Source organism: Planctomycetota bacterium (genome assembly GCA_039182125.1).
Lineage (GTDB): Bacteria > Planctomycetota > Phycisphaerae > Tepidisphaerales > Tepidisphaeraceae > JBCDCH01.
Window position 1 is genome coordinate 21,554 of sequence record JBCDCH010000014.1, and the last position, 12,937, is coordinate 34,490.

The 12,937-nt window shown below is 64.3% G+C and carries 10 protein-coding genes; 1 reads left to right on the forward strand and 9 read right to left on the reverse strand.

Going from position 1 to position 12,937, the window contains the following annotated elements; translation table 11 throughout:
• Positions 1-14: 14 nt before the first annotated feature.
• The 7 genes from AAGD32_05485 to AAGD32_05515 all read right to left on the reverse strand — a co-directional run bounded on the left by AAGD32_05485 (position 15) and on the right by AAGD32_05515 (position 8,999).
• The gene (locus AAGD32_05485) at positions 15-1,196 is read right to left on the reverse strand and encodes a glycosyltransferase (GenBank protein ID MEM8873694.1); all 1,182 of its coding nucleotides are present in this window, start codon (positions 1,194-1,196) and stop codon (positions 15-17) included.
• Positions 1,193-2,374: a glycosyltransferase family 1 protein gene (locus tag AAGD32_05490; GenBank protein MEM8873695.1), complete on the reverse strand. Its 1,182-nt coding sequence runs from the start codon at positions 2,372-2,374 to the stop codon at positions 1,193-1,195. Before AAGD32_05490 ends, AAGD32_05485 begins: the two co-directional genes overlap by 4 nt.
• Complete coding sequence (locus tag AAGD32_05495; GenBank protein ID MEM8873696.1) at positions 2,371-2,664, reverse strand: DUF2283 domain-containing protein; 294 nt, start codon at positions 2,662-2,664, stop codon at positions 2,371-2,373. The genes AAGD32_05490 and AAGD32_05495 overlap by 4 nt, the downstream gene beginning before the upstream one ends.
• Before the next feature lie 7 nt (positions 2,665-2,671).
• Positions 2,672-2,923 (reverse strand): DUF4258 domain-containing protein, encoded by a 252-nt coding sequence (locus AAGD32_05500; GenBank protein ID MEM8873697.1) that lies wholly within the window; start codon positions 2,921-2,923, stop codon positions 2,672-2,674.
• Positions 2,923-4,701, reverse strand: coding sequence for an ABC transporter ATP-binding protein (locus AAGD32_05505; GenBank protein MEM8873698.1), 1,779 nt, complete (start codon positions 4,699-4,701; stop codon positions 2,923-2,925). Before AAGD32_05505 ends, AAGD32_05500 begins: the two co-directional genes overlap by 1 nt.
• The gene (locus AAGD32_05510; GenBank protein ID MEM8873699.1) at positions 4,698-7,412 is read right to left on the reverse strand and encodes a glycosyltransferase; all 2,715 of its coding nucleotides are present in this window, start codon (positions 7,410-7,412) and stop codon (positions 4,698-4,700) included. Before AAGD32_05510 ends, AAGD32_05505 begins: the two co-directional genes overlap by 4 nt.
• 87 nt (positions 7,413-7,499) lie before the next feature.
• A complete protein-coding gene (locus tag AAGD32_05515) occupies positions 7,500-8,999 on the reverse strand; it encodes a hypothetical protein (protein MEM8873700.1) in 1,500 nt (499 codons plus the stop codon).
• Between the two features lie 201 nt (positions 9,000-9,200).
• Here AAGD32_05515 and AAGD32_05520 point away from each other — a divergent pair, with 201 nt between their 5' ends.
• On the forward strand, positions 9,201-10,106 hold the full coding sequence (locus AAGD32_05520) for a metallophosphoesterase (GenBank protein MEM8873701.1): 906 nt from the start codon (positions 9,201-9,203) through the stop codon (positions 10,104-10,106).
• A gap of 7 nt (positions 10,107-10,113) precedes the next feature.
• On the opposite strand, the gene AAGD32_05525 is transcribed toward AAGD32_05520, so the two are convergent.
• Both AAGD32_05525 and AAGD32_05530 read right to left on the reverse strand, forming a co-directional pair.
• Complete coding sequence (locus AAGD32_05525) at positions 10,114-11,646, reverse strand: ABC transporter permease (GenBank protein ID MEM8873702.1); 1,533 nt, start codon at positions 11,644-11,646, stop codon at positions 10,114-10,116.
• Positions 11,639-12,895 carry an ABC transporter permease gene (locus tag AAGD32_05530; GenBank protein MEM8873703.1) on the reverse strand — a complete coding sequence of 419 codons (1,257 nt, stop codon included), beginning with the start codon at positions 12,893-12,895 and terminating at the stop codon, positions 11,639-11,641. The genes AAGD32_05525 and AAGD32_05530 overlap by 8 nt, the downstream gene beginning before the upstream one ends.
• Positions 12,896-12,937: the final 42 nt, after the last annotated feature.

A 12,937-nucleotide genomic window follows, 5' to 3' on the forward strand; every position in this document is an offset into this window, starting at 1 on the left:
CGCAACCGGCAGATTCAGTCCAACGCATAACAGAGCAGCGTCGGCAGCAAATCTCGTGCATCAAAATGCCACTCGGCGATTTGGCGTGCTGCGGTCGCATGGCGTTGGGGGTCCGACAGGATGGTCCGAACAGCCGCAGCGGCCTCAGCAATATCCGCGAAAGCAAGGAGGCCCTCGCCGGTCGGTAGATGCTGCTCGAAGCCCGTCGACTGCGTCACGACAGGCCGACCCGACGCGAGGTAGCACGCCGAGCGGTCGCTGAACCAGCCGCAATGACTGCCCGCGTAAATCTGCTTGGCCGGCGTCAACTCCGCCAGACTGGCACCGATGTAGCCGCCGTATGCGTCAAGCGACAACGACGGCTCGGTCGGATCCGTGAACGTCCAACCACGGTCCGCAAACGCCTTGGCCACGTCGCCCGGCACCTTTGACATGGCCGGCCGATAGCTGGCGGGTACCCGATCCGGTAGGTCTCGCAAGGACAGCCAGCCCGGGGCTTTGCTGCTGAGGAATCGGCTGCCGGCAACATCGACGTGTCGATCGGAGTCGTGGTCCCATTGGCCGACGGTCGTGAACGCCCCGTCGTTCGGCACCGGCGTGACCGGCCATTGGTCCAGCACGATCGGCTGGCGTGTCGGGAACCAGTCGAGCCCGTGCGTCGGCACGTCACAGCCGGGCGTGCCAAGGTTCGTCCCGAACGTCGCACGGCGGTCGAAGTCACGCCAGTACGTGTCGAACTCCGCATCACGGGGCATCTTGCCTTGCGTGTAGACGGGGTCGGTGTCGATGCCGAGCGTGCGACGGGGTCGAGGGCGTGACGCGTGCCACGGCGTAACCCCGCTGACAGAGATGTACAGGTCGGCCGACTTGATCGCGTCGTGAAGCTCACGTTCGTTCAAGCCAAAGTGCGTCAGTTCGCCCGGGCCGGTGTGGCGACTGACATAGCACCACGGAATCTCCAGCCCGACAGCCGCGAAGCATCGCCGCAGATACGCGATCCCGTAGCTCGGGTCCGCTTCGGTGGCGAACGTCATCGGGTTGTACGGCACCGCGAACGCCCCACTGTCTTCGAGAAACGTCACCCGATGCCCGAGACGGGCCAAGCCAAGCAGATAATGCAGGTGATGCCAAGTCATCCCCGCCAGTGGCAGTCCGACGATGTACCCACCGACGACGATGTTGAGCGAAGCGGTCATGACTGGATCGCGTCGAGCATCGGCGGCAACACCCGGTCCGGCGCGAGGTGCTCACGGGCGAAGTCGTAGGCGGCGGCGCGGTGGGTCGGAAGGTCCGCTTGCATCTCGGCCAGCGCTTCGGTCGCTTCGGCCATCGTCGTGAACGCCCGGCAACCCGGGCCGCTGGGGAGGTACTTGCTCCAGCCGGTTTCCTGCACGACCGCCGGCCGGCCGGCCGCGAGGTAGCACGCGGTCCGGCAGCTGAACCACCCGCTGCGCGTGGCGACGTACACGTTCTTCGCCACCGACCACTCGCCGACGCTTGTCGCGATGAAGTCCTGATAACTCTCGGGCATGAGCGTGGCTTGCTGTCCGTCGAGGAAGTCCCAGCCAAGACCGCCGATCTTTCCCGGGTCGAACTGGTGTCCCGCCACCGCCATGCGGAGCGGCACGTCGGTCCGGCTCGGCAGCGTCTCGAACTTCTCGAACTCCGGCACCTTCTGCCCGTAGTCCACGCCCTGCCAGGTGAGCTTCCCCTTGAAATATCCCCACGTCATGATCGTCGTCCATGGCGCTCCGGGCTTGGGCGCGGGCAAAGCTTTCCATTGCGGCAACGTCACCACGCAACGCGTCGGCTTCCAATCGATGCCGCAACGAGGGATCAGGCAGTCGTCGGCGTAGAGGTTCTCCGCATACGTCAGATGCACGTCATGCGCCCGCACCGTGTCGGCCCAGCGGTCGACGTTCTCGCTCCACGTCGGCTTGGTTTCTAGGACGATCTGGTTGTAGCCGGGGTCGGTGTCGAGGAAGACACGCTTACATTGCGGGCCGAGGTTGTCGGGCAAAAAGCACGCGCCGCTGACGTTGAGATAGACGTCGGCCGTGCGGCAGACCTCGTCGAACGCCGCCTTGCTCATGCCAAAGTGCTTGTCATGCAGGAGCACATAGCACCAGCGGTCGGCCAGGTGCGGCGCGTGGCGTTCGAAGAAGCCCCGGATGAAATCGACGGTGTAGCTCGGATCGTCGACAGGATAGTTCTTGCGCGGATCGTGTGGCCAGACCCACGTGTCCTCGTGGTAGTACACCTCATGCCCAAGCTCGGCCAGACCGAGGACGTAGTGGAAGTAATCCCACGCCACCCCGCCCAACGGATACTGGCCGACAAGCCCGCCGACGATGATGCGCAGGCGTGAGGTCACGCGGCGAGTTTCTCCAGCTGCCCCAGCTCGCCACTTGGCATCGGATCAACCCCGAGTTCACCGAGTAGTTCCACAAGGTCAGCGACCACCGTCGCGTCGAAACGGAGAATCTCGACACCGAGCGGCTGACCGTCCGCATTGAAATCAACGACAAGCCCCGCGCGCATTTCCTTTGTGTTGGCCGACTTGTCTGCCCTATGCGATTCAAGATACAGGTATCCCGCGTACGGTCGGCCACGCATGAAGGAGATCGTCATCTCCATCGGTCGCATTGGTGAAATCGTCCTCATGGCTTAATCATACCGCAAAAGTCGTCACGACTTCGATCGCTTCGATGTTCTCTTGCGGCTCGACCACGATCCGCCATGCTCGACCATTCATTGTGGTATGTAGCCTTACGCGACCAGGGTACGGGTCGAAGCTCCAACCGTCGGCGCGCTCGGCCATGTCTCGGATGTCCAACTCGCTGATGTCACGCGAGGCCATCCGCTTCACCACATGCGGCGACATCACAAGCTCCCAATCCCACCAATACGGCGCGTCCCGCATCACTCCTCCTCCAGACGCAGCTGGTGTCTCGCCATCTGCCAGTAGACGCCGCGCTTCTCCAGCAGTTGCTCGTGGGTGCCCTGTTCGACGATCCGGCCGGCGTCCATGACGTGGATCACGTCGGCGTCGAGCACCGTGCTCAGGCGGTGGCTCACGACGATGATGGTGCGCTGGCGCTTGAGGCCGATGAGCGTGTCGTTGATGCGCTGCTCGTGGACAGCGTCGAGGGCGCTGGTTGGCTCGTCGAGGACGACGATCGGGGCTTCGGTGAGCAGGGCACGGGCGATGGCGATGCGTTGGCGTTGGCCGCCGGAGAGGTTGCTGCCTTGCTCGCTAATCGTCGTCGCGTAGCCGTCAGGCATCGCGTCGATGAAGTTGGCCGCCCCGGCGAGTTCGGCGGCCCGGCGGATGTCTTCGTCGGTCGCGTCGGGGCGGCCGTAGGCAATGTTCTCCGCGACACTCGTCGGCAAGATCGGGTTCTCTTGCAGCACCAACGCCACATGCCGGCGGACATCGTGAACACGCACGTCGCGCATGTCGTGATCGTCGAGCAACACCCGCCCGCCGACCGGATCGTGGAAACGTGGCAGCAGATTGAGCAGCGTCGTTTTACCCACCCCGCTGCTGCCGACGAACGCCACCATTTGCCCCGGCTCGACGGTGAAGCTCACGTCGTTGAGTACCAACTCGCCGTCGCCATAGCGGAAGTCGACGCCTTCGAAACGCAGCGTCCGCGGCCGCGTCGTCAACGCCTGAGCGTCGGGCAGATCGGAGATGATCGGGTCACGGTCCAACACCTCGAACACGCGCTCCACGCCGACCCCCGCCGACTGCAAACCGGCGGTCGAGCCCGACAGCTTGCTCAGCGGATCGTACAGCTGACCGAGGTAGCTGATGAAAAGCCAAAGCGTTCCGACGGAGATGCCGTCGTTGATCGCGCTGAGTCCGCCGAAGAGAAACATCGCGGTCGAGCCGACGGCGATGATCACGCCCAGCACGAGCCAGTACATGATCTCCTGCCAGTGCAGCCGCAGCGACGCGTCGATGTAGGTCCGGACGGTGTCGCCGAAACGTGCGTGCTCATCGCCCTGCCGGTTGAACGCCTGCACCAAACCGACCGCCGAGAGTGAGCGTTGGATCTGCGTCGTCAGGTTCGTGTCGGCTTCCTTCTGGGCGACGTTGTACTTCTTGAGCACGTTGCCCCACTTGGTGATGACGAGAAACAGCGCCGGCACGATCGCCAGCGAGATCAGCGTCAGCTTCCAATCGAGGTTCAGCATGATCACGAGCATCACGACGAGCGTGAGCACGTTGACCAGCGCCCCGGTCGCGACGCCCAGCACGCCGTGGAAGCCGTGGGTGTCGTAGCTGAGCCGGTAGATCGCGTCACCCTGCGGCTGTGACTTGTGGTAGCCGAGCGAGAGTTGTTGGAGTTTCTGGAACAGGTCCAGCTGCACGCGCGTCCGGCCGCGGTAGCCGATGAGGATGTTGAGCTGCGCTTGGACGGTGCGGATGATCTCGTTGCCGAGGCGCAGCACGAGCATCGCCGCCGTGAGGGTGACGACCATCGCCGTCGTCTTCTCGCGCGGCACCCAGTCGAACAGGCGATACACCCAGCCGCGTGCCGAGTCGTCCTCGTTCATCACGTTGAAGAAGATCGCAATCGGCACCGGCGAGAGCAGGCCGAGCAACACCATCGCGGCAATGAGCACGAAGCTCAGCAGGATCTTCCCCAGATCATCGCGGTAGTAAGCCAGCGCCCGCCGATAGGTGTTCACGAACCGGCCTCCCCACCGCGCGCGAGTTCCGCATCGCTCGGCGACGTCTTGTCGAAGCCCCCCGCGCCGGCTGATGGCGAGATCGGCTCCGCACGCATGGCCGGCTCTGGGTCATCCTTCCGCGCGTCTTCATCCACCGGCCAGAATCCCGCCTTCATCGCGGCCGTGTCGACCATGCCCAAAATCGGCCCGCGCACCTTCCACTTGTTGAACAGGAACAGCGCCCACCACGTGAGCGGGATCAACACCGCCGGGCGACTGAACGGCCAGAGCAGCAGCAAAAGCAACGCCGACAACACCAACGACCCGGCGAAGAGCACCTTGCCGAATCCGCTGGGTCGAATGTCCATGCGCAGCCGCGTGAGCATGCCCGCCGCGTGGTGCTCGGTGACGCTGGTGAGTTGCACCTTCACGTACCGGCTGCCGTAGATCTCCATGTCCCAGCCGGCCCAGCCCGAATCGACGCGCATCTTCAGTCGTGCCTTGCGCCCCTCGGCGGCGATGCGTTCGAGCAGCACATGACGATCGTGCTCGGTCGACCAGTACTGCAACACCCGACGGTCGCCGGGGGCGAAGGGGAACTTCTGCACGCGTCGATGGGCACGGGCTTCCTGGGTGAGCTCCTTCTCCTTGAGCCGAACGGTGTAGCGGGCGGCGCCGCGGGTGATCGGCTGACGCCAGTGCAAGTACGCGATGAGCGGCTTGGTCCAGATCGACGCGTGCTGCGGCCGGGGTGCCTGCCACGCCGCGACGATGGCCAACACGATCGGCACGCAGAACATCCCGAGCGCCACGTACACCAACGGCAGAAACGCCGCCGACAACAGGAAAACGAACGCGGTGAGCAGGTGCCACTCGACGCTCTGCAACAGCTGCGCGACAAGCGACACGGGTCGGCGGTAGATGGTTTGGAAAAGCCCGGTCCCCCAGACGCCGTGGTAGATGACGTCCTTGCCGACGCGCACGCCGATATCAGCCCCGTAGATGCGGCCGCGCCAATGGGCGCTGCCGAGCGTGTTGAAGCGGTCGGGGTGCTTGAACTTCAGCAGCGCCTCGGCCTCGCCGTAGCCGCGCTGTTGCTTGAGGTACGCTTCGATGGAGTTGCGGCGGTAGTGCCAGACTTGCGCGGCCGACGCGAAGCCGATCGAGCCGCCGGCGTTCTGCAAACGCCAGATGAAGTCGACGTCGTCGCCGGCCTTGCGGAACTGCGAGTCGAACCCGCCGACGTCCAACGCCGCCCAGCGGTAGAACGCCATGTTGCAGCCCGGCACATGCTCGGCGGTGCGATCGTCGATCATCACGTGCGTCGGCCCACCCGGCGAAAGCCCCACGCAGTCCGCAACCCATGAGCCTTCATCCGGGATCAAGTTCGGCCCGCCGATGCCGACATGGTCGCTGCGCGTCAGATGCAGCGCGATCTGGTACAGCCAATCCTCGTCGGCCTCGCAGTCGCTGTCGGTGTAGACGATGATCTCGCCCTCGGCCGCCTCCATGCCGACATTGCGCGCGACGCTCAGGCCCTTGTTCGTCTGCTTGATGTTCCGCACCCAGGGGAACTTGGCGAGGATGTCTTGCGTGTGGTCGGTGCTGCCATCGTCGACGAAAACGACTTCGTAGTCCGGGTAGTTGATCCGCTCCATCGACGCCAGGCACGACTCGACGGTGCTCGCGCCGTTGTAGCTGCAGACGATGACGCTGATCTTCGGCAGCTCGATATCGGCCGTCTGCGGAGCACGGCGGAACGCGTCGGCGACCGCTGCAAACGCCGGCTTCTCGATCCGCTTGCCGTCCTCACCGACCTCGGCTCGCGTGCAACCAAAGAGCCAATCGTCCACGCGATAGCCGTGCGTGAACCAGTCATCGGTGAAGGCGAAGACGAACCCGCCGGCCAGACCTTCCTCGTACATCGCGGCAAGCTGTTGTCCGAGCCGATCGGCCTGCTCCTGCTCGTCGGCTTCGCGGAAGGTATCGACGCCGTACTCGCCGAGCACCAACGGCTTCTCGCCCGCGATGTGCTGAAGCCGCGCGAGGTACCGGCGAAACGTCTCCGGCTCATGCAGATAAACGTTGTACGTCACGAAGTCGATCGCGTCGGACGTGAGGTACTCGGTGCTCGGGAAGTTGGCGAAGGTCACCAGGCACGCCGGCGCGATCGCCTTGACCTCCGCGACCAAGTCATCGAGGAACGCGCTGATCCGCTTGGCACGCATGAAGCGCACCATGTCGGCCGGGATCTCGTTGGCGATCGAGAGCGCAAAGACGGCCGGGTGATTTCCACACCGCTCTGCCGCCTCGCGCATCGACGCCTTGGCCGACTCGACGACTTCACGGTCGCTGATCGCCTGGTTCTTCGGCCAGGCCACGTCGACTAGCAGCTTCATCCCCAGCTCATCCGCCAGCGCCATCAACCAGCCCGGCGGGATGTGATACACCCGCACGCAGTTGGCCCCGCCGTCGCGCATCTGCACGAAGTCCCGCCGCGTCTGCTCCGGGTCGGGCAGCGGATCGCCATCGGCGTTGGGTTCGAACGGCCCGTAGGTGAACCCCTTGATGTACCACTTGGCATCGCCGAGCCTAAAGAACTTGCCATCAAGCCGGACCCGATTGGTCACCGGCTCGGCGACGCGCTTGCGGCCGGTGGCGGACCGCTCGGAAATTATCGCCGACGCGGCGGGATCGCGCACGGCGGGCTCGGCTTCGGACACACTCATGCGGCTAGGTATCGTAGACAATCCGCCCGCGACTGAGCACATCAACCGAAAAGCCGACAACTGCCCCCGAGTCATGACTTGGCACCATCACCCGGCGAATCCTGCGGTCGAGTCCGAATTCATGTCCCCAGGGAAGTTTTCTCTGAACCAATGACCGATCAGTCGATCGATTGATTTCTCGCTTTTGGCGTCGAAGGCGGTGACATGAGTGAACTCCCCACATCCGCGGGCCCGCAGCACGGCGTAGTTCTCGTTAAAGTCCGTGACACACTCGGCATCGAGCAACACCAGCAGGGGCTTTTCCTGACCGTCGAGGTAGCCGAACTCGTGGCCCATGCTCGGGGTGATCGAAGCATGAACGTCGCCGTTGTTCCGGGGCCGGGTCACGACCATGATGCCGCCGTCGGCGATCCACAGGCGGGATGTCACTTCATTGTACGGCGAACGGCCCTGCACGATGTCAACGGTCGCTTCGACCGGGTCGGCCCCCAGATCCGCGAGCACCTTCTTGATGCGTTCGAACAGGCGGTTGGTCTGCTGGCAGAGGTCGACGTCGAAGAATCGGCGTGAGAGAAAGATCTTGCGCCGCTTGGCCGAATACTTGCGCTCGGCCGATTCGATGAAACCGCGAAACTCCTTGCGTGCTTCGACCGGCTTGATCCAGCGGTTCGCCTTGCGGGCGACAGGATTGAGCTGCGGTTCGGTCGGGCCGTCCCATCGCACGATGTTGGTCGCGAACTGCTTGGCCGCTCCGCTTTCTCGCAACAGCGCCGAAAGCCGTGCTTGCGTGAACTCCGACGCCTGCTCCACCCCGTCCGGCTCACAGACCGCGATGAGGCTGGCAAGCCCGCTGCGCATCCCGCCACGCCGCAGCAGCGCCGAAAGAATGTTCGCCTTGGCCTCGAACAGGCATCCCAGGATCGCGTCGAGCGCGCCGGGCTCGTCCTCATGCTGAATCGCAACGGTCCGCGCGCCCTTGAGCGGGAACACCAGACGCAGCAACCGCCGCTCGGTGTCTGAGCAGATCACCGCGGCGTTGAGGTCGACCTTGTCGGCGCCGTCGGGAAAGTGCTCGCGGATCTGCTCCCGCCAGTCGTTGTCGGCCGGGAGTTGGACCCACCCGTCCTGGAGCGACGCGATCGTCCGCCACGCCAGGTCCAGCGACGGTCCGTGCTCCATCACCTCCCAGCCTTCCGCGGCCGATATCGTCTCCACGTCCGGGTCGGCCGGGTTGATCAGCTGAAGCACCATCGTCAACTCATGACGGGCCCCGCTCGCGACGGTCGCCGCCTCCGCCAGGGCAATGTTGTACGAATGGGACTTGGGCAGGTTGTCGCGGATCGCCCCGGGGCTCTCGGCGGCTGAGATTTTCACCGTCGCGATCTTGTCCAGTTTCATCAGGTCCAGCACTGACACCACCAGGTCGCCCACCGGACGACCGTTCTCGGCACGCTCTAGACCGACACGCACGTCCGTGCCTGTCATCAGTCCCAACGCCCCACGGTGGTACCACGGCACCGGCAACAACTGCTGGCCACGCGAATCCGCGCGGTGCTTCAACTCGACCAAGCCACTCAAGATCAACATGGCAACCCCTTCGACGGCTGGAGACACAGCGCCCGGCGAGCGGTCCCGAGATCGGACCGGCGAGTAACCACCTGGCACCCGGAACACTCATACTGAGCCCCGGCGTCACGTGCAAAACCGCCCGAAACTCGCCACATCTGCACGATCCGGCATTTGGCCAGCTCGATTGACGCCGATGCATGCGTGCGCAACACTGCCCGAATGAGCGACTGGGCCGACGTTTCGGATGTGACCGCGGACGAGGTGAGTGAGACCTTCGAAGCAGCGCGCGACGAGCTCATGCTCGATCCCTATCGCGACGGGCAGGTGGTACGCCTGCAAGAGAATGCCGAACTCTGGGTCACCGGCGACCTGCACGACCAGCGGACTAACTTTTCCAAACTGCTGGCCACCGCTGACCTGGGCGACAACCCACGCCGGCACCTGCTGCTGCACGAACTCATCCACGGCAGCTACTTCGATCCCAACGGGGCCGAGGATAGCTGGAAGATGCTCTACCGAGCCGCCGAGCTCAAGTGCGACTTTCCCGAGCAGGTTCACTTCATCCTCGCCAACCACGACCTGGCCCAGATCTTCGGCGAGGGCATCATGAAGGCTGGCCTCAGCGTCTGCGAGGCCTACACCAAGGGCATCAAGAACCACTTCGGCGAGACCGGCGGCGCCCTGGTCGAGTCGGTCATGACCGAATTCTTCCTCGCCCTGCCACTGGCGGTCAGCACGCCGGGCGGGACGTTCGTCTGCCACTCGCTGCCGCAGGACGAACAGATCGATGACTTCGACTACACGGTGTTCAAACGCGAACGGCTCAAGAAGCCGGACTACCAGCGTCGCACCGGCCCGGCCTACCAGCTCATCTGGGGCCGCAACATGTCGCCGGCCACCACCGAGAAGTTCGCCGAGAACGTCGGTGCCAACGTCATCATCACCGGCCATCAGCCCCAGGACAGCGGCTTCATGGTCAACGGCGACAAGCACCTCATCATCGCCTCCGACCACGCCCAGGGCGTGCTCCTGCCGATCGACTGCGGCGAGAAGTACGAGATGGCCGACCTGGTCAGCAAGATCACCCGCTTCGTCGCGATCGATCCGGAGACGTTCGGGAAGTAGCTCGACGTCAGTCCTTCTTGAGCTTCGGATCGATCGCGTCGCGGACCGATTCGCCGATGAGGATGTAGCTGAACACGGTCAGGAAAATCGCCAGTCCCGGGAAAATCGCAATCCACCAGCTGAAGCCGGTGCCGGTCTCGCGAGCTTGGTTGAGCAGCTGACCCCAAGACGGGTCCTTGGCTTCGAGGCCGAGGCCGAGGAAGCTCAGCACGGACTCGAGCAGGATGGCGGCCGCGATGCCGAAGCTGGCGTTGACCAACACCGGCGCGACGCCGTTGGGCAACATGTGACGAAACAGGATCGACCGAAGCGGCAGCCCAAGCGCTCGACCGGCCTGCACGAAGTCCTGGCCACGAAGCCGCAGGAACTCGGCGCGCACAAACCGTGCGTCCGCCGTCCATGTCATCAGCCCGATCGCGACCATCATCAGCCAGATGTCCTTACCGAAGAACTGCGTCACGATCAGCAGCACGATCAGCACCGGCACCGCCTGGAGGATCTCGATGAATCGCATCAGCACCAAGTCGACGATCCCGCCGAAGTAGCCCATCACCGCGCCAACGAAGATGCCAATGAGCGAGGAGATGCCGGTCGCGATGATGCCGATCGCAAGTGCGACGCGCGTGGCGAAAATCATCCGGCTGGCCATGTCCTCGCCGTTGATCGTCGTGCCGAGCCAGTGGTTGGTCGGAAACTCCGCCGACACTTCGTCGGCACCCCACCACGGCGCGATCTTCCGTGCGTCGCCCAAATCACGCAGGCGATCGTTTGGGCTGAACGGAATCGGGGCATTGATGACCCAGTCGATCTGTTCACGCTGCTCGGCCTGGCGCCACTGCTGGAGCCGGGCCAGGCGCGGCGGGTTGGTCGGGTTGACCGCGAACCAAACGACGATCGGCAACAACACCGCGACCAGCGCGGCCGCCGCACCGAGGCGAACCTTCGCCGACCACGCCCTCATCGTCAGCCACGGCAGCGTCGCAACCAACGCCAGCAACGCCAACACACCGGCCGCCGGCCAGCGATGTTCCAGCGGGTCTTCGGCAAGCGCGCCGTTCAAGAGCCGTTCGTGATTCGCCAGTTCCCAAAGCTCGGTCCACCAAAGCGTCAGTCCGCTTACGAAGAACACGGTCGCGAACGCACCAAGTCCGATGCCGAACGTGAGTCGACGAACAAACTTGTGAACGATCACCAGCGTCGCCACCACCCCGAAGAGGATCAGCAACAGCACGTCGATGTCCGTCAGCCCGCGCAGCAACGGCGACTCCCACGCGCCATCGCGTCGCAGCAGGAACGGCCGACTGTTGGCGATCAGCGGCGCGAACACCGCGATGAGCAGCAGGAACACGATCCACACCGCACCGACCCGCGCACCGATCTTGCGGAACGTCTCGGAAAAAACGTTGGCCAACAGCGACCGCGTCGGCGGCTCGTCCGGCGGGGGCTCGGTCGGCGGAAGCTCCTTGCCGTAGTCCGCCACGGGCTGGACCGACGACGCCTCCGCCGCGACCGCGCGATAAAGACGGATGAACTCAGTCATAGCTCACCCGCGGGTCAGCGATCGCGTACAGCACGTCGGCGATCAGGTAACTCATGATCGTCAGCAGCAGCGTGACCACCGTCAAACTCAAGAACAGCTCCTTGTCCTGGCGCAGCAGCGCCTCAATGACCAGTCGGCCCATGCCGTCGATGGTGAAGATCGTCTCGACCACCACGCTGCCGGTGATGACCGCCGGCAGCAGTGCCGCGAGGAACGTGATGATCGGGCCCAGTGCGTTACGGAACGCATGCCGCCAGACCACCACCCGCCCGGGCAAGCCCTTGGCACGCGCGGTGCGAACGAAGTCGGCGTTGAGCGTTTCGAGCATGCTCGTCCGGCTCAACTTCGACAGGTACGCGAACTGCGTGTAGGTCAGGCAAAGCACGGGCAACACCAGGTGCCACATCGAATCGAGCAGGAAACCGGGCCGGAAGTTCGCTGTGCCCCAACCGGTTGGAAAGAACGGTTGCTGCTCGGCTTCGAGGCTCGAAAGCCCGGCCGCGGGGAACCATTGAAAGTACTTGTCGTTGGCGAGGAAGCCGATCGCCAGCACGCCGGCCCAGATGATCGGGATCGAGAACAGAGCGAGTAGGGTCGAGCCGCTGACGATGTCCTGCCAACCGCCGCGATGACGGGCGGCCCACACGCCGGTCAGGATGCTGATCGAAAGCGCCAGCGGGATCGACAACGCGTTGAGCAACAGCGTCACCGGCAGGCGTTCCTTGATCAGTTCGGAGGTCGGACGTTTGAGCACGATGCTGTAGCCGAGGTCGCTGCCCTTGAACGGGTTGGTGCCCCACAGCAGGTCGCCGGACTCGATGCCGAAGTCGATCTCGCCGTCGGCGCGGGCTTTTTGCTCGATCTCATCGACGGCGTCGATGAGAGCGTCGCCGTCCAAGTCCGGGTCGTCGGCCTGCAGTTCGTTTTCGACCGTCGCGCGCCAGGCGCGTCGCTCGGCCCGCGCGTCGATCGCCGCCGGGTCGTCGAAGGGCACCGCCGTGACACCCACCGGCGAGACGTTGTTCAGCCAACGCAGGTACTGCTCGAAGAACGGCTTGTCCAAGCCGAAGCGGGCGTTGATATACGCCTCCCGCTCGGCGCGGGCACCGGGGGTCATCTGGCCGTCGGGCGGGAGGATCGAATCCTCGATGCTCACCGGCGAGAAATGCATCAACGCGAACACCAGCAACGTCGCCCCCAGCAGCGTCGGGATAAACAACAGGATGCGGCGGACGATGTAGTTGAGCATCAGGACGGATCAGGCGGACCGGCGACGAAGACCACGCGACGA